Genomic DNA, 16,578 nt, shown 5'->3' with positions numbered 1-16,578 from the left:
CAGCTGGGGGATCACGAGCAACCTCTCCCACCCCGGAGCGGCTCCCACCAGCCTGCTCGCCGCCCGGCCCGAGACGGGGCGCGACCGCGACGGCCTCGACGTGCGGCTCATCCGTGCAGCTGTCGCGGCGCGGCCTGCTGGTGGGCACGGTCGAGACCGCGCCGCTGCCCGCGCTCCTCGCCGCGGTCCTCGACGGCGAGGGCGGCCGGTTCGTCGGGCCGGGCGGTCCGGGGCGGCTGGGCGGTGCGCCGACCGAGCAGCGCGCCTACCCGCGCGTTCGGAGCGTCGAGGACGCGGACCGCGTCTGGCGGCTCTCGGAGGAGCTCACCGGGGTGCGGTTCCCGTGACGTCCGAGTTCACCTCGTCGTCACCCGCGGCGGCGATCATCGAGCACATGTCGATGGCAGGAGCCCTTCCTCCCGTCCTCCCGGCCCGCTCGCGACGCCGAGCAGGCCGAGCGCGATCTCGACGTCGAGGTCGCCCCCGAGACGCCCGAGCCCGAGGTCGATCTCCCGCCCGCCGGCCCCTTCCGGACGCCGGAGCCCGGAGATCGCCTGAGCGCCGATCAGCTGGCCGCCGAGATCGGCGAGGGCGAGCCGGCCGACTGCGACTGAGTCAGGAGCGCGTGCTTCAGCGCGAGGACGACGGCCGCGGCCGCCGCGAGCGCGCGCACGCTGTTCCACGCCGTCCAGGTGCGGGCGTAGGCGGACCAGGAGGCAGGGTCCCGCTCGAGCCGCCGGTTCAGCGGCACGTTCACCGCCACGGTGATCGCGGTGCTCGCGAGGGACGCCACGGCGACCGCTCCGTCGGCGGGATCGGAGCGGACGAGGGCCGAGACGCCGAGGGCCGCGGCGGCGACGGCGGTCCCGCCGAAGAGCAGCAGGAACGGCCCGCGCTCGGCGGACCGGTTGATGCCGATCATGACGGCCGCGGCGTGGCCCGGGTCCTGACGGCGCAGGGCGGCACGACCATCGTGCTGAACGCCGTGTAGACGCCGGCGACGAGTCCGGAGCCGACGACCGCGGCGGCGGCGAGGGCGCTCACGAGCGCCGCGCTCTCGAGCGGGTGACCGACGGGGAGGAGGTGGGGTGTCACGCCCCCATCCCACCGCGGCGACCGTAGACGGGCAATGGTCCGAACGCCGGAGAACCTCGGTGATCGTCTACGGTGAGCCCGTGGATCCGCTCGATCACTTCCTCGCCGGTCCGCGCGCGTCGCGGGCGTTCGCGCTCCTCATGCGGATGGGGGCACCGTGGGGCGTCGCGGTGCGCGACGGTGCCGCCCTGACCCTGGTGGCCGTGACGGAGGGGTCCGCTCGGATCGACGGCCGACTGCTCCGGGCGGGGGACGTCGCGCTGGTGACCGGTGCCGATCCCTACATCGTGACCGACGCGGCCGGCAGCGAGGCGTCGGTCGTGATCGAGCCAGGCCAGGTCTGCCGCAGCCTCGACGGCCGCGACCTGACCGACGAGCTGCGCCATGGAGTCCGTCGCTGGGGCAACGCCGTCGACGGCGAGACCACTCTGCTCGTCGGCGCCTACGACCGTGCGGACGACGTCGGCGGCCTCGTCCTGCGGGTGCTGCCGCGCCTCGCGGTCGTCCCCTCCGGCGACGAGGGCGTCGTGCCCCTCCTGGTGCGCGAGCTCGACCGATCGGGGGCGGCGGGTCAGATCGTCGTGGACCGGCTGCTCGACGTGCTCCTCGTCGCGACGATCCGGCGCTGGGCCGCCGAGTCCGACGCCGACGCCTGGCTCGCCTGCAGCGACCCGGTCGTCGTGGCCGCCCTCGAGCTGCTCCACGCCGACCCGGCGGCGCCGTGGACGGTCGCCGACCTCGCGCGCCGGGTCTGCGTCTCCCGCGCCTCGCTCGCCGCCCGGTTCCGCGAGGGCACGGGCGCCCCTCCGATGACCTACCTCACCCGCTGGCGCCTCACGCTCGCGGGCGACCTCCTGCTCGATCCCGGAGTGACGATCGCCGCCGTCGCGCGCTCCGTCGGCTACGAGGACCCCTTCGCCTTCAGCTCGGCGTTCAAGCGGCACGTCGGTGCCACGCCGACCGAGTTCCGGAGGCGCCCCCGGTCCGGGTGAGCCCTCAGCCCTCCTCGAGCACGCTCCGCAGGGCCGCGTTCGCCTCGCGCCACTCCTGGGGATCCGCGTCCTCCCACAGCTCCGTGAGCTCGCTGCCGGGGGAGTCGGCGGCGCTCAGCGCGGCCAGGGCGAGCGCCACGAGCTCGTCGTCGGGCCGCCCGGCGCGCTCGACGAAGCGCCGGATCGCGTCGGCGTGCGCGCCGCCCTTCGCGGCCGAGCCCGCGGGCCACGACCTCGGCGGCCGCGATCGCGCAGTCCGCGGTGTCGGCGTCCACCTGCGCCGAGGCGACGGCGGCATCGAGCGCCTCGCGCACGTACCGCCAGTCGTCGGCCTCGTCGAGCTCGGCAGACCCAGTCGCCCGCCGTGTCGTTGCCGAACGGCTCCCCACTCCACGCACCCATGGCCCGACGCTACGGCAGTCGGCGGGAGGCCGCACGGACGAGGTCCTGCAGAGCGCCGCGGCGGCCTCGCCGTTCCTCGGCGTGACGGCGGGATGGTTCGGAGCCGTGTGGCCCGGTCCGATCCGGACCGCCTTCTCGGGGTCGTCCCACGAGAGCGCACCCACCTCGGCCAGCGGCACTCGGCGCACCGGCTCGAAGAGGTCGCGGGTGTAGAGGGCGGCGTCGGTGATCGCGAGGCCGTACACGCCGGCGAAGGTGGCGCTCGAGAGCGACACGAGGATCGCCTCCTCGGCGGGGAGCGACCACTTGGCCGCCAGCTTCGCCAGGCCCTTCGCGTCCTTCGGGCGGCTCGGCAGGAGGAGGTCGCCGCTCATGCCGCTGGCGAGGACGACGTCCTCGACGCTCTCGTCCTCCTGCGGCTCGGCGTCCGGGCTCGCGCGGACCGCGGTCACGACGGCCGCGAGGTACTCCGCCGCGTCCTCCGCACCTGCGGGCGGCAGGATCCGCGCGATCTGCGCGAGGCCGATGGCGACGCCCGCGACGAGGAGGCGCTCGCCGTCGACGCGAATCGACGCCGGATCCAGGGTCGCGGTGGGCAGGCGCACCGCGTCGCCGCGCGGATCGTCGACCACGACGGCGCGGTCGGTCACGAGCACGCCGTTCGAGTGCCGGCGCCCGAGCAGATCGATCGAGTGGAACCCCCAGTACACGAGCGGCAGCTCGCGACCGCGGAGCGAGTCGCCCTGCCGCATCTGCCGCACCGCGCGCCAGAACACGGCCTCGGCGTCGTCGAACACCGGATGCTCCGTCTCGCCGGCTCGGAAGACGAACGAGTGGTTCGACTCCGGCACCCCGACCGCGGCGACGAGCGCCGAGAGCCGGTCGAACGCGGCACGGCGCTCGGGAGGGAGGGCGGCCAACAGCTCGGCGAGGTCCCGGGGTCGCTCACGGGGTGCCGATCCGCTCCGCGAGCGCGGCGATGATCCCCTCCGGACCGCGGACGTACGCCATCCGCCAGATCGCCTCGTACTGACCGACGCCCCCGACGAGTCCGTACCCGTCGGCGTCGAGCGTCTCGGAGCACGGCCGCGAGGTCGTCGACCACGAACGCGAGACTCCGCAGCCCCGGCTCGTTCGCCTGCACGGCCGGGGGAACGGGCCGCGGCTCCGGCCGGACGACAGCGCGACAGCTCGACGGCGGTCCCGCCGCCGGGCGGGCGGAGCATGACGATCTCGGTCCGCGCGTCGGACATCCCGATCACCGTGTCGAGGAACTCGCCCTCCACCGGCGTCCTGCCCTCGATCTCGAGGCCCAGCCCGACGAAGAACGCCGTCGCCGTCTCGAGATCCTCCACCGTCACCTCGATGTGATCGAACCCTGTGATCCCCGCCACCGCCGCCTCCTCGCGTCCGCACCAGTCAGGCACCGGCGGCGCTCCGTGTCAACGAGCCGTTCGGTGCTGCAGCGCCGCCGCGCAGCTCGCGAGCAGCCGGGTCAGCCGCTCGCGGTCGCCGTCCGCCAGGTCCGCCACCATCCGGTCCTCGACCACGCGGACCGCGGCGCTCGCCGTCGCGAGCTGCCGGCGTCCGGCCTCCGTCAACTCGGTCGGCAGGACCCGGCCCGAGACCGGGCGCTCGGCCCGGCTGACCAGCCCCTGCTGCTCGAGCGACTGCAGCAGCACGTTCATCGACTGCCGCGTGACGAACGTCCCGCGCGCCAGCTCCGAGTTCGACAGGCCCGGGCGCTGCGCGAGCAGCTCGAGGCACGAGTAGTGCGTGATCGTCATGCCCAGCGGATGCAGCACCTCCTCCATGGCCGAGCGCAGCGCCGTCGACGCGACCTTCAGCAGATAGCCCGGCGAGGCGGCCAGATCGATCCTCGTCACCATGCATGTCAGAAGTCTGACATAGTCGGAGGTGTGTCAGATGACTGACACTCGATGAAAGGGAACACCCATGACAGTCTCCGGCCCCGGCTTCGTCTCGCTCCAGGTGCGCGACCTCGAGCGCTCCGCCGCGTTCTACGAGCAGCACCTCGGCTTCGTCCGCCAGGCGGGCCCGCCCCACGCGGTGGTCTTCGGCACGGCGCCGGCCGCTTTCGCGGTCCGCTCGGCGGCGCCCGGCGTCGATCTCGATGCCGCACCGCTGGGCCGCGGCATCGGGCTCTGGCTGCACGCCGTCGGAGGCGGAGTCGGTGCACGCGGCCCTCGTCGCCGCCGTCGTGCCGATCGCCGTGGATCCGGTGCAGGGTCCGTTCGGGTTCACCTTCACCTTCGAAGACCCGGACGGCTACCTCATCACCCTCCACGACCGCGCCTGAGAGCACTTGCCGTCGTCGATCGACGCCCGTTACCGTCGTGGCACGCCGCCGACGACGAGGACTGCGAGGCACCCGTGGGACAGCTGATCTACTCGATGATCACCTCGCTCGACGGCTACGCCATCGACGCGGAGGGCGGCTCCGAGTTCCTCGAGGTGGGTCGGGAGGCGCACGACTTCTTCGCCGAGCGGCTGCGCTCGGTCGGCACCTTCCTCTACGGCCGCCGCATGTACGAGACGATGCTGTTCTGGGAGACCGCGCATCGGAACCCCGAGCACCCGCCGTACATCGTCGATTTCGCGCGAGCGTGGCAGGCCGCCGACAAGATCGTCTACTCGACGACGCTCCAGGAGGTGTCGAGCGAGAGGACGCGGATCGAGCGCTCCTTCGATCCCGACGAGGTCCGTGCACTCAAGGCCGCGTCGGCACCCGACCTCGACCGTCGATGGACCGGAGCTCGCCTCGCACGCGATCCGCGCGGGCCTCGTCGACGAGTTCCAGCCCGTCCTCGGGCCCCTCGCGGTCGGCGGAGGCACCCCTTCTTCCCGGCGGGGGTGCGGCATGGATCTGCGGCTGCTCGATCAGCACCGCTTCGCCTCCGGCGGCCTGTGGCTGCGCTACGCGGCGGTGCCGTCCGCCGGCTGAGCGCGGCCGGTCTGCGAAGACCCGGTGCCGCCGGTGCTCCCGGTCGGGCGTCCGGCTCGCAGGATCGGGTTCGGCTCGCGAGCTCGACCTCTTCTTCCTGAACGCCGGGCCGATCGCGGCGCGCCTGGACCGTCACGTCGACGATCGGCTGACGCGGCCTCCTCCCCGTGGCGGGCCCCGGTAGACTGGAGCGCTTCGCAGTCGAGAGCGGAGCGGTCGCGGAGGAACGATGGGCAAGAAGCGCAATCAGGGGACGATCCGCAGCGGGCGCTCCGGCGGCGGTCAGGGCGGGTCCGGAGGCGGGCGCACCGCCGAGACCGCGATGATGGTCCGGTTCCGCAGCTGGTACCGCGCGCACCTCGTCGAGGTCGGCGCCCTGCACGAGCACCTCGATGTCGACGAGGCCGTGGAGGTCCTCACCGACCTCTTCGCCATGACCCGCGACCTCCGCCCCCGCGGCTCGTTCGCGCAGCCCGACGCCGAACTGCTCGAGGCGATCTTCGACCAGATCGAGTCCGACCTCTCGGGCGAGGAGAGCGAGGCCGATCTCGACGACACGCTCTTCACCGTCGCCGAGGTCATCGAGCACTTCCTCGACTTCCTGACCGACGAGGACCTCTGGACCGGCACCGATGAGGAGCTCGACGACTGCCAGGCCGTCCTCGACGAGGTCCTCGACCTCGCCGGCTCGTTCGTCGAGCCGCCGTCCTCGACGACCTCACCGCCGTCGAGGACGTCCCGGCCGACCGGCAGCTCGTCGCCGCGCGGGCCACCGCGCTCGTGCACGGCCGCCGACGTCGTCGTCGAGCACCTCGCGGGCGCCGACGACGCGTCGCTGTCCGAGCGCGCCGCTCGCGAGCTCGCCGTCGAGGCGGGCATCGCCTCCGCCGGCTCGACCCCGAGCGACGACGCCGTCCGCATCCCGGTCTCGGCCTGGTGGGACGCGCTCGTGGCCTCCGCCGTGCTCGACTCGGAGGGGTCCGTCGCCGTGCTCGGCGACGCCGCGCCGCTCTGGCGCAGCTCCGACGCCGCCGAGGCCGCCGCCGAGCGCGTGGCCTACATCGCCCGGTTCCTCGAGCAGTGGATCGTCAGCGCCCAGGCCGCGCTCGCCTCCTCCGACACCCAGAGCGGAGCCTTCGCACCGCGCGACCGCGCCGTCACGACGACCGATGCGGTCCTGCTGCGCATCGCCGTCGCCTGCCAGTCGCAGATCCACCCGGGCCTCGTCGTCGGCGAGCTGGTCGACGAGCTCGCGGCCGACGCCGACGTGGCGCTCGAGGAGTCGCTCGACGAGCGCGAGCGCATGGTCGGCGCGGCCGAGCGGATGCTCGACGACGCCGCCGAGCTCGGCCTCCTCCTGCACTCCCCGGAGTTCGGCTACGTGGTGCCGGAGGGTCTGCAGCCCGTGCTCGCCTCGGTGGTGCGCGCGAGCACGTGCTGCTCGGCGAGCGCGACGCGTCGCGACTCCGAGATCCTCGACGAGGCCACGCAGGACTCCGCCTCCGCCTACGCCCTGCGGGTCTCGCTGCTCGGCACGAAGCCCGTGGTGTGGCGCCGGCTCGAGCTCTCCTCCGAGTCGCCGCTGCGCGACCTGCACCTGGCCCTCCAGCTCTCGCTGGGCTGGACCGACGCTCAGCCGCACTACTTCAGCGTCGGCGTGCCCGACGAGGAGGCCGCCCGCATCGGCTCGCCCGCCGACGCCGAGGAGCTCGGCGCCGACCTCGTCGACGAGGCCTCCGTCGCCCTGGCCGAGGTGCTCGAGAACGTCCAGGACGAGCTCTTCTACGTCTACGACCTCGAGGACGAGTGGCGCCACGTCATCCGGCTCGAGGCGGTCTCGCCGCTCGGCGCGGCCCTTCCGCGGTGCACGGAGCGCGGGGCGCGGCTCCGATCGACGCCCCCGGCGGCCCGGCGGCCTGGGCCGACACGGTCCGCGCGGCCACCGACGCGTCCTCGGCCGACCACGCCGAGGCGCTCGAATCGCTCGGCCTCGCCGAAGGAGCCTCGTTCGATCCGGCCGCGGTCGACGTCGACGGCATCAACCGCTCGCTCGGACTGCTCCGCTCGAGGGTCTGAGCCGGAACCTCGGCCGAGGGTGCTCGTCAGCGGCGACGGCCGCTGCCGGGCACCCCGAGGTCCGGCACGGTCACGGGGTCAGCAGCAGCTTGCCGATGTGGCCGGACGCCCGCATCCGCTCGTGCGCCGTCCCGGCCTCGGCCAGCGGCAGCACCTCGTCGATCACCGGGCGCACCGTGCCGTCGGCGACCAGCGGCCAGACCTTCTCGCGCACCTCGGCGATGATCGCGCGCCGCTCCTCGAGAGGCCGCGCCCGAGAGGGTCGTGGCGTGGACCGCGCCGCGCCGGCGCATCAGCGCGCCGACGTCGAGCGCTCCCTGCGCTCCGGACTGGTTGCCGATGAAGACGATCCGGCCGCCGGTCGCCAGCGCCTCGACGTCGCGCGCCAGGTAGTCCCCGCCGATCGGATCCAGGATCACGTCGACCCCTCGGCCGCCGGTCTCCTCGCGGATCCGCTCGACGAAGTCCTCCTCGCGGTAGTCGATCAGGATGTCGGCGCCGAAGCGCGCGGCACGCGTCGAGCTTGCGCGGACTGCCGGCGGTCACCGCGACCCGCGCGCCGATCGCGAGGGCGATCTGGATCGCGGACGTGCCGATCCCGCTGCCGCCGCCGTGCACCAGCACCGTCTCGCCCGCTCGGAGCCCCGCCGTCATCACCAGGTTCGACCAGACCGTGGCGGTCGCCTCGGGCAGCGCCGCGGCCGAGATCAGCCCGATCGACGCGGGAACGGGGAGCAGCAGCCCCGCGTCGACCGCGACGTACTCGGCGTACCCGCCGCCGGACAGCAGCGCGCAGACCTCGTCGCCCACTCCGACGCCGGTGACGCCCGGGCCGAGCGCGACGACCGAGCCCGACACCTCCATCCCGAGGATCCCGGAGGCGCCGGGCGGCGGCGGGTAGACGCCGGCCCGCTGCCCGAGGTCGGCCCGGTTCACGCCCGCCGCGGCGACGTGCAGCAGCACCTCGCCCTCGAGGGGGACGGGATCGGGCACCTCCTCGAGGACGAGGCGGGAGTCGGGTCCGGGTGCGTCGACGCGGATGGCATGCATGCCGCGATGCTACGCCGCGCGATCGGGGCCGGGGTCAGGCGTGCTCGGCGAGGAACGCGAGCACCGCGTCCTTGAAGGCGCGCGCGGGCACCGTGCTGGTGTGGTCGCGCCCCGGGACGCTGACGAAGCGGGCGCCCGCCTCGGCCGCGAGCCGCTCTCCTCCGGGAGCGATCGGGTCGGCGTCGCCGGTGACCAGCAGCATCGGCAGCGCCGGATGCTCGCCCGCCTCGGGGTGGGCACCGCCGCGCACGCCGTCGGCCACGGCCACGAGCGCCGCGAGGTCGTTGCCGGCGACCCCCTCGGCCATGCCGAGGAAGGCGCGGGTGAAGGAGTCGTCGATCTCCCCTCCGCTCGCCACGCGCCCGGGCCGCCTCGGCGTCGAACCGGGCGAGCGGCTCGCCGACGGTGAGCCCGCCGAGGCTGAGCGTGGTGACGAGCTCCGGGTGCCGGAGCCCGAGCACCCAGCTCATCCGCGCCCCGAGCGAGTAGCCCAGGACGTGCGGAGCGAGGAGGTCGTAGGACTCGATCACCCGCACGAGGTCCTGCACCATCACGTCGACGCCGTAGGCGTCCGGGCGGTGCGGCTTCTCGCTCGCTCCGTGCCCGCGCTGATCCAGCGCGACGACCTGGTACCCGGCGCGGACGAGGGTGCGCAGCCAGCCCGCCGTCTCCCAGTTGAGCACCGCGTTCGAGGCGAACCCGTGCACGGCGAGGACGGTGGGCGCGCTCTCGTCGCCGACGGAGTAGGTGGCGAGGCGGGTCCCGTCGTCGGCGACGACGAGGACGGGGGAGGGGAAGGCGATCGGGGTCACCGCTCCACCCTGCCGCATCCGGAGGGCGCTCCGACGCCGTCGGTCAGCGCGGAGACCGGGAGGAGCGCACGAACGGCACCGCGATCGGCAGACGGACGGTGCGCCCTCGCCCCGAGCGGATCCCGAGCACCACGCAGAGCACGAGGTTCAGCACGGCGAGGGCGAGGATCGCCGAGATCGTGACCACGGGCCAGTCGGCCGCGAGGGAGTCGCGCACCGAGACGAGGGCGAGGTGCAGCGGCACCAGCATCAGCTGCAGGGCGAGGTAGGTCAGCTGCCAGTTGACGGCGACGACGCCGTTGCGGTCGCTGAGGGCGCCGGTGCGGCGGCGGGCTCCCCACGTCATCACGGTCGCGGTGAGGGAGATCAGCGGCGACAGCAGCACGAAGCCCGCGATCGCGGACAGTCCCGCGAACCAGACGGCCCGCGCTCCGCGGCTGTCGCGGGTCCGGTGCCGGATCTCGTCGTCGTCCATCCGCCACCGCCTCCTCGCGTGCGCCCGGTGGAGCACCGGTCGTCCCAGTCTCGCACCCGCCCCCGCTTGTGCGCGGGGGTTCCCCTCGCCCTCCGGGGGTTCACCGGATGGGCCGCCGCCGGCGCGTCCGTAGCGTGGAGTCATCGCCGGAGACACCGGCCACCACCCTGAACCAGGAGCAGCACGCATGTCCAGCGACGAGCCCACCACCCGCAGCACCACCGCCTCCGAGCAGCCGACCGAGGACCTGGGGACGCGCGCCACGGCCGTGCTCCCCGACCTTGCGGCCGAGGAGCGCGAGTCGTCGCTCCCGGGCGCGGAGCCGTCGCGCGCCGAGGAGCCGGCGGCCGGTACGCCGCGTCCGGAGCGGCTGCGCCCCGAGAACCCGCGCGCCGCGCAGCCCGCGCCGTACGGCTCCCCGAGCGTGCCGGCGTACGCCGCCGCTCCGGCGCCGTCGACCCCGTTCTCGCTGACCAGCCTGATCCTCGGCGTGACCTCCGTCTTCTTCGGTCTGACCGTCGTCGCGCCGGTCGCCGGACTCGTGTTCGGCATCCTGGGGCTGCGCCGCGAGCCGACGGGCCGCACGCTGGCCATCTGGGGCATCGTCCTCAACTCGGTGATGCTCGGGTTCGTCGCCCTGATCGCCGTCTTCCTGATCTTCGCCGGACTGCTCGTGCCGTTCATCGCGTATGCGAGCGGCGACTACTCCGATCCGGAGCGCGTCGACCCGTCGCGAGCGGTCGTCGGCGCGGAGCGATCCGTCGGCGGTGCACCCGCCGCTCAGACCGCCGTTCGCGACGGATCGGCCGCCGTCCTCCGGTCGCGGTGCGCACGCGCAGCCGCCACGAGACCGCTGAACAGGCGGTCGTCCGCGGCGTCCTCCTCCGGATGCCACTGCACGCCGAGCACGAACGGCCGACCCGGCAGCTCGAGGGCCTCGATCGTCCCGTCGGCGGTGCGGGCCGAGACGACGAGCCCGTCGGCCACGCGGTCCACCGCCTGATGGTGGTGGACCTGCGCCACCACGGCGTCCTCGCCGAGGAGGGTCCGCAGGTGCGACTCCGGCGCGATCGCGACGTCGATGCGCGAGAACACCCCGCCCTCCGCCTGGTACCGGCGGTCGCCGACGACGTCGGGCAAGTGCTGGTGCAGGGTGCCGCCGAGACTCACGTTGAGCAGCTGCGCCTCGCGGCAGACCCCGAGCACGGGCACGTCCCGCTCGAGCGCGGCGGTGAGCAGCGCCTCTTCCCACGCGTCGCGGTCGGGCCGGGGCGCGTCGGTCTCGGGATGCGGCTCCTGGCCGTAGAGAGCGGGATCGAGGTCGAGTCCGCCCGTGAGCACCAGGGCGTCGAGCCGGTCGACGACGGCGCGGGCGACCTCCTCGGTGACGGGCTGCGGAGGGGCAGCAGGAGCCCGACTCCGCCGGCCCGCGTCACCGCGTCGAGGTAGCCGGCGGGGGTAGGGCGCCCTCGAGGTCCCAGACGTCCGAGACGATGCGCTCGCGGTACGTGGTGAGGCCGATGATCGGCCGGGGTGCGCTCGCGTGCGGCACGGGTCCTCCTGTCGTCGCTCCGCGCCGGGCGTGCGGAGCGGATCCGGGACGATGCAACCACGGACCGGGGGCGGCGTCCGTGCGATCCGCAGGTGTTCCGCCCGGGAAGGCGCCTCCCGCCGCATCGGCCGGCTCCGTGGCCGCCGGATCCCCTGCGGATCGCACCGTCGACTGCGGATCGCGCCGTCCCCTGCGGATCGCACCGTCTCCTGCGGATCGCACCGGCCCGCACCCGCTCCGGGCCCGGGACTGGTCCGGCGTAGGCTGGCGGCGCAGTCCGCGGACCCCCTGCACCCCCGGGGCCGCACCGACGACAGCAACGGAGCCGACGTGACCCTCGCACCGAGCACCCTCCCCGAGAGCGACCAGGAAGGATCCGCCGTGACCCGCACCGAGAGCGACTCGCTGCCCCGAGATCCCCGGCGACGCCTACTGGGGCATCCACACCGCCAGGCCCTCGAGAACTTCCCGATCTCGAAGCGGCCCATCTCGATCTACCCCGATCTCGTGCGCGCGCGCGACCGTGAAGCTCGCCGCCGCCCGGGCGAACACCGAGATCGGCAGCCTCCCGCAGCACAAGGCCGAGCTGATCGAGGCGGCCTGCCGCCGGATCCTCGACGGCGAGTTCCACGACCAGTTCGTGGTCGGCGTCATCCAGGGCGGAGCAGGCACCTCCACCAACATGAACGCGAACGAGGTCGTCGCCAACGTGGCGCTCGAGATCGCGGGCCGTCCCAAGGGCGACTACGCGACCCTGCACCCGCTCGACGACGTCAACCGGAGTCAGTCGACCAACGACGTCTACCCGGACGGCCATCAAGATGGCGATGACCTGGTCGCTGCGGCGCCTCCTCGACGAGCTGGCGCTGCTGCGCGAGTCGTTCTCGCGGAAGGCGGTGGAGTTCGGCGGCGTCCTCAGCAGTGGCCGCACCCAGCTGCAGGACGCGGTGCCGATGACCCTCGGCCAGGAGTTCCACGGCTTCGCCACGACCCTCGGCGAGGACCACGCGCGGCTCTCCGAGACGATCTGGCTGCTCGCCGAGGTCAACCTCGGCGCCACCGCGATCGGCACGGGCATCACCGCCGACCCGCGCTACGGAGCCGCGGCCGTCCGGCACCTCAACGAGCTCACCGACCTCGACCTCGAGATGGCGCTGGACCTCGTCGAGGCGACCAGCGACACGGGTGTCTTCTATGTCGTTCCCGAGCGCGCTGAAGCGCTCGGCGATCAAGCTGTCGAAGATCTGCAACGACCTGCGCCTGCTCTCCTCCGGCCCGCAGGCGGGCTTCGGCGAGATCAACCTCCCGCCGCGCCAGGCGGGGTCGAGCATCATGCCCGGCAAGGTGAACCCGGTGATCCCGGAGGCGGTCAGCCAGGTCGCCTACTCCGTCGCCGGAGCCGACGTCACGGTCACGATGGCGGCCGAGGCGGGCCAGCTGCAGCTGAACGCCTTCGAGCCGGTGATCGCGCACTCCCTCCTGCAGAGCATCACCTGGATGACCCAGGCCTGCCTCACCCTGCGAGTGAACTGCATCGACGGCATCACGGCCAACACGGCGCGGCTCGAGGCGATGCGCTTCCTCCGTCGGCGTCGTCACGGCGCTCACCCCGAGCATCGGCTACACCGCGTCGGCCGCGATCGCGAAGGCGGCCCTCTCGACGGGCCGCAACGTCGCCGACCTCGTCGTCGAGGCGGGACTGGATGTCGCGGGAGGAGGTGCTGCGGCTGATCTCGCCCGCGCGCCTCTCGGCATCGAGGCGATGACGGCGTCTCTGCCGACATCATCCTCGCCCGCTTCGGACCGGTAGCCGCTCGCCACAGGTGCATCCCGGCGTAGCTGCGCCAGGGCGCTCAGCGCGCGGCCGGCCTCGGCCAGCGCGCGGATCGGCGGGAGACCCGCGGTGGCGGGCTCCATCCTCAGCGCCAGGTCGCCCGTGAGCAGCACGTCCGGATCGCCGGGGTGACGCGCATCGCCACGTGCCGGCGGTCCAGGGCCTGATGCCCGGCACCGCGAGCAGGTGCTCCGGACAGCTCCTCCTGGCTCCAGCCCGGCGTCCAGGCGCAGCCCGCCGTCGGCGAGGAGGGCGCAGACGCGGAGCACCGTGTCGATGCGCGCGCGGCCGCGCAGCACCTCCGCCCCGCGCTCGGCGATGACGGCGGGGAGGGGAAGCACCGGTGATCGAACCGGTGGCGATCGTCGCCGCGCAGGTCGCCGCCGAGGCGCGCCACCAGGCGGGTCAGCGCGGTGCGGGCGGCGGCGACCGAGACCCGCTGCCCGAGCAGGGTGCGCACCAGCGTCTCGGCCGGATCGACGGAGCCGGGCAGCCGGATCCTCGGGGGCGGCCGCGACGAGGGGCGTCGAAGAGCGTCCGGCGGCGAGCGCCTCGTCGATCGCCGGGGCGTCGGCATCGAGGTCGAGCGCAGGCGGCGCGCGCGCGCGACGAGGGGGCCGATGTCGGTGGCCGAGGCGAGGGTCGCCGTGCAGCGCACCGCCGCGCCGTCGTGCTCGAGCCGCATCACCGCGGGGCCGCCCGGCAGCGCGAGCGAGCGCGCGGTAGATGCCGGCCGGGTGCTCCTCCTCGATCCCGCCGATGGCGCGCACCGCGAGGAAGTCGAGCAGCACCCGCGTGGAACGGCGCCCGCACCGGCGGCCGGAGCCGAGGCGTCGTCGCGCCCTCGCCTGCACCCCGACGCCGCTGCGGGGCGCCGCGCAGCGCCAGCGCGCAGGGTGCCGGGCGTGCGCTCGCACGACCTCCGCGATCGTGGCGTTGAACTGCCGGATGCTCGCGAAGCCGGCCGCGAACGCGACTTCCCGGACACCGGCAGCCCTTCCGTCCCTCGCCGGCAGCAGCCGCGCCAGGCCCGCGGCGAAGGCTGCGCGCGGGCGAGGGCGAGCGGCGGCGCTCCGAGCCCTCGCGCAGATCCGCCCGAGGTGCCGGGCCCCCGAAGCCGAGCCGGGCCGGCGAGGCGTCCTCGACGCCCTCGCGGTCGACGACCCCGTCGCGCGATCAGGCGCATCGCGCGGGCCGCGGTGTCGTCGCGCAGGTTCCACTCCTCCGGGGCGAGCCGGGACCGCAGCCGTCGGCAGGCAGCGCTTGCACGCCCGCAGCCCTTGCCCTCGTGCGCCGCCGCGGCCGCTGTCGGGCAGAAGCGCGCTGGCGGGTCGGGGAGTGGCGGCGGGGCCAGCTGGGGCGGCAGTAGATGCCGGCGGAGTGCAACCGGTGATGAACCGGCCGTCGAAGCGGGCGTCGCGGAGGCGACGGCGCAGGTAGCGCTCGTCGAACAGCGGATCGGCGGTGGGCACGACACGAGCCTGTCACGCTCGAGCGCGGGGCGATCGCGGGACGGACGCCGGCGTCCGCTGTCAAGCTCCGGGGAAGTGGAGCACCCGTGCCCTACTGTCGGTCCCCATGAGCGCACGCGCGGCTGTCCTCGCCCGCCCTCCATCGTCCCGACCGTGCTCGGCGCGATCTACCCTGCTGGGCATCCCGCTGCTGCTCGTGCTGGCGTACGTGGTCCTCGGTCAGAGTCAGCGCCGCCGCCGTCTGCGCGGTCGTCGCCCGTGCCGCTGCTGGTCGTGCTCTCCGGGGTGCGCTGGACGGACTGATGGGAGCCGGAGGCGCCGCTGGGCCTCTGGTTCGTTCCTGGGCGCCGCGGGGTCGGTCGCGATCTCGCTGCTGGTCGATCTGGGCGTGCAGGTGGCGGTCTACGCCTGCCAGCAGCGCCGAGCGGATCTCGACTTCGTCGGCGCCGTGATCCAGGCGCTTCGTCGAGGAGAGCGCGAAGGGCGCGGGCGTCCTGCTGATCCTGTTGATCTGGCGCCGCACTGACGGCCAGGACGGCATCGTTTCCGCCGCGGTCGTCGCCTCGGGCTTCGCGTTCGTCGAGAACATCCTCTACTTCGGCAGCGCGCTGGTGGAGGGCGGGCCGGCTCGCTCGCCGTCACGTTCTTCCTCCGCGGGGTGCTCGCCCTTCGCCCACGTGCTCTTCACCTCGTGCACCGGGAGCGGCCCTGGGCTTCGCGGTCGGCCGCCGCGCCGCGGGCGTGCCGATCGTGCGCTGCTCGGCCTCGCCGCGGCCGTGTTCCTGCACGCGCTGTGGAACGGCTCGTCGTTCCTGGTCGCCGACGGGTTCGGCTTCTACGAGCGGTGCAGGTGCCGCTGTTCGTGGTCGCGGTCGTGGTCGTCGTGCTGCGCTGCAGGCGGGCAAGGAGCGCCGGGTCACCCTCGAGCGGCTCGGCGACTACGCCTCGGCCGGCTGGGCCTTCGCCCTGGCCAGCCGAGGTGCGATGTATCGGCACGGCGGAGGGGCGCCGGACGGCGATGCGCTGGGCGCGTGACCGCGGGCGGCGACCGTCCGCGCGCGATGAGCGCGTCCCTCCGTACGGCGCACGCGCGCCTGGCGCACCTGCGGCAGCGCGAGGTGGCGGGGCGCGGCGGGCGCATCGGGCGCCGTGGACGAGAAGCGGGTGCTGCTCGGACGAGCTGGTCGCCCGCCGGTCGGTGCTGACCGGGCGGTGAGGCCCTAGGCGCCCGCGAGCCGGGTGGCGACCCGCCTTGCGCCGCAGATCGAGGAGGGCGACGACCTCGGCCGCGACGCAGAGCACCGCGACGACCGGAGCGACGAGGTCGCCCAGGGCGAAGCCCGAGCCCGAGGGACGTCGCCAGGGCGCCGGCGGCGATCGCGACGGCCGCCTGGCCGAGGCAAGCCTGGCCGAGGCACACGGCCGAGATCGTCGAGCCCCGGTGCTCGGCGGGGGCCGCCCGCCCGGACGAGCGCGAGACCGCCCGAGAAGCCGGAGCGAGTAGCCGACTCCGCTGACCACGCTGAAGGCGAGGAAGAGGGCGAAGGATCCGCTCGCCGCAGCACCCCCACCAGTCCGAGGCGCCGCCGATGGCGGTGATCGCCCCGCTGATGATCGCGGTGTGGGCGGGGACCCGCTGGATCGCGAGCGCGGTGATCCCGATGACGATCGAGGACAGGGCGAGAGCGTGGAGCCGATGACGAGCAGATCGGTCGCGCCGGTCAGCTTCGCGGGCCATCTGCGCGCCGAGCGAGAGCACGAGCGCCCCGCTGGCGGTAGGCCACCGACACGGCGAGCGTCGCTCCTGGGCGTAGACCGTGTGCAGTTCCGCGGGGACGTGGGGGAGCCGGGGC

The 16,578-nt window shown here is 74.3% G+C and carries 14 protein-coding genes and 6 pseudogenes; 12 read left to right on the top strand and 8 right to left on the bottom strand.

Going from position 1 to position 16,578, the window contains the following annotated elements; all coding sequences use genetic code 11:
- The first annotated feature begins 113 nt into the window (after positions 1-113).
- Positions 114-347: a hypothetical protein gene (locus tag AC0CII_RS00505; protein ID WP_465228375.1), complete on the top strand. Its 234-nt coding sequence runs from the start codon at positions 114-116 to the stop codon at positions 345-347.
- A 218-nt stretch (positions 348-565) separates the two neighbouring features.
- On the opposite strand, the gene AC0CII_RS00500 is transcribed toward AC0CII_RS00505, so the two are convergent.
- Together AC0CII_RS00500 and AC0CII_RS00495 are read right to left on the bottom strand one after the other, a co-directional pair.
- Positions 566-922 carry an anthrone oxygenase family protein gene (locus AC0CII_RS00500; RefSeq protein WP_465228374.1) on the bottom strand — a complete coding sequence of 119 codons (357 nt, stop codon included), beginning with the start codon at positions 920-922 and terminating at the stop codon, positions 566-568.
- A complete protein-coding gene (locus AC0CII_RS00495) occupies positions 919-1,095 on the bottom strand; it encodes a hypothetical protein (protein WP_465228373.1) in 177 nt (58 codons plus the stop codon). The genes AC0CII_RS00500 and AC0CII_RS00495 overlap by 4 nt, the downstream gene beginning before the upstream one ends.
- 59 nt (positions 1,096-1,154) lie before the next feature.
- Here AC0CII_RS00495 and AC0CII_RS00490 point away from each other — a divergent pair, with 59 nt between their 5' ends.
- Positions 1,155-2,087, top strand: a complete 933-nt coding sequence (locus AC0CII_RS00490; protein WP_465228372.1) for a cupin domain-containing protein — start codon at positions 1,155-1,157, stop codon at positions 2,085-2,087.
- Positions 2,088-2,091: 4 nt separating this feature from the next.
- On the opposite strand, the gene AC0CII_RS00485 is transcribed toward AC0CII_RS00490, so the two are convergent.
- Positions 2,092-2,385: a DUF4259 domain-containing protein gene (locus tag AC0CII_RS00485; protein ID WP_465228371.1), complete on the bottom strand. Its 294-nt coding sequence runs from the start codon at positions 2,383-2,385 to the stop codon at positions 2,092-2,094.
- Positions 2,386-2,714: 329 nt separating this feature from the next.
- On the opposite strand from AC0CII_RS00485, the gene AC0CII_RS00480 reads away from it, so the two are divergent.
- Complete coding sequence (locus AC0CII_RS00480; protein WP_465228370.1) at positions 2,715-3,860, top strand: hypothetical protein; 1,146 nt, start codon at positions 2,715-2,717, stop codon at positions 3,858-3,860.
- A 71-nt stretch (positions 3,861-3,931) separates the two neighbouring features.
- Here the strand turns inward: AC0CII_RS00480 and AC0CII_RS00475 are convergent, their stop codons facing one another.
- Complete coding sequence (locus AC0CII_RS00475; RefSeq protein WP_465228369.1) at positions 3,932-4,378, bottom strand: MarR family winged helix-turn-helix transcriptional regulator; 447 nt, start codon at positions 4,376-4,378, stop codon at positions 3,932-3,934.
- Between the two features lie 67 nt (positions 4,379-4,445).
- On the opposite strand from AC0CII_RS00475, the pseudogene AC0CII_RS00470 reads away from it, so the two are divergent.
- The 3 genes and pseudogenes from AC0CII_RS00470 to AC0CII_RS00460 all read left to right on the top strand — a co-directional run.
- Positions 4,446-4,809, top strand: a pseudogene (locus AC0CII_RS00470) (VOC family protein).
- Between the two features lie 74 nt (positions 4,810-4,883).
- Entirely contained in the window at positions 4,884-5,555 is a 672-nt protein-coding gene (locus AC0CII_RS00465; RefSeq protein WP_465228368.1) for a dihydrofolate reductase family protein, read from the top strand.
- A gap of 128 nt (positions 5,556-5,683) precedes the next feature.
- Positions 5,684-7,315: pseudogene (locus AC0CII_RS00460) on the top strand (plasmid pRiA4b ORF-3 family protein); the annotation flags it as partial.
- A gap of 285 nt (positions 7,316-7,600) precedes the next feature.
- On the opposite strand, the pseudogene AC0CII_RS00455 reads toward AC0CII_RS00460, so the two are convergent.
- The 4 genes and pseudogenes from AC0CII_RS00455 to AC0CII_RS00440 all read right to left on the bottom strand — a co-directional run bounded on the left by AC0CII_RS00455 (position 7,601) and on the right by AC0CII_RS00440 (position 11,208).
- Positions 7,601-8,580 (bottom strand): annotated as a pseudogene (locus AC0CII_RS00455) (NAD(P)H-quinone oxidoreductase).
- Positions 8,463-9,392 (bottom strand): alpha/beta fold hydrolase, encoded by a 930-nt coding sequence (locus tag AC0CII_RS00450; RefSeq protein ID WP_465228367.1) that lies wholly within the window; start codon positions 9,390-9,392, stop codon positions 8,463-8,465. The pseudogene AC0CII_RS00455 and the gene AC0CII_RS00450 overlap by 118 nt, the downstream one beginning before the upstream one ends.
- 43 nt (positions 9,393-9,435) lie before the next feature.
- A complete protein-coding gene (locus AC0CII_RS00445; protein ID WP_465226109.1) occupies positions 9,436-9,867 on the bottom strand; it encodes a magnetosome magnetite crystal formation protein family in 432 nt (143 codons plus the stop codon).
- Between the two features lie 780 nt (positions 9,868-10,647).
- Positions 10,648-11,208 carry a gamma-glutamyl-gamma-aminobutyrate hydrolase family protein gene (locus AC0CII_RS00440; protein ID WP_465228366.1) on the bottom strand — a complete coding sequence of 187 codons (561 nt, stop codon included), beginning with the start codon at positions 11,206-11,208 and terminating at the stop codon, positions 10,648-10,650.
- Between the two features lie 626 nt (positions 11,209-11,834).
- On the opposite strand from AC0CII_RS00440, the pseudogene AC0CII_RS00435 reads away from it, so the two are divergent.
- The 6 genes and pseudogenes from AC0CII_RS00435 to AC0CII_RS00410 form a co-directional block, all read left to right on the top strand.
- Positions 11,835-12,170: pseudogene (locus AC0CII_RS00435) on the top strand (lyase family protein); the annotation flags it as partial.
- A gap of 70 nt (positions 12,171-12,240) precedes the next feature.
- A pseudogene (locus AC0CII_RS00430) lies at positions 12,241-12,546 on the top strand (lyase family protein); the annotation flags it as partial.
- Between the two features lie 67 nt (positions 12,547-12,613).
- Positions 12,614-12,757 (top strand): annotated as a pseudogene (locus AC0CII_RS00425) (lyase family protein); the annotation flags it as partial.
- A 277-nt stretch (positions 12,758-13,034) separates the two neighbouring features.
- On the top strand, positions 13,035-13,229 hold the full coding sequence (locus AC0CII_RS00420; RefSeq protein ID WP_465228406.1) for a hypothetical protein: 195 nt from the start codon (positions 13,035-13,037) through the stop codon (positions 13,227-13,229).
- 1,602 nt (positions 13,230-14,831) lie between these two features.
- On the top strand, positions 14,832-15,251 hold the full coding sequence (locus AC0CII_RS00415; protein ID WP_465228365.1) for a hypothetical protein: 420 nt from the start codon (positions 14,832-14,834) through the stop codon (positions 15,249-15,251).
- Positions 15,232-15,930 (top strand): PrsW family glutamic-type intramembrane protease, encoded by a 699-nt coding sequence (locus AC0CII_RS00410; protein WP_465228364.1) that lies wholly within the window; start codon positions 15,232-15,234, stop codon positions 15,928-15,930. Before AC0CII_RS00415 ends, AC0CII_RS00410 begins: the two co-directional genes overlap by 20 nt.
- The last annotated feature ends 648 nt before the right edge of the window (positions 15,931-16,578 follow it).

This window comes from Rathayibacter sp. AC182 (assembly GCF_979253875.1).
The sequence above is the reverse complement of the archived record's forward strand: the minus strand, read 5'-3'. Positions and strand labels throughout refer to the sequence as shown.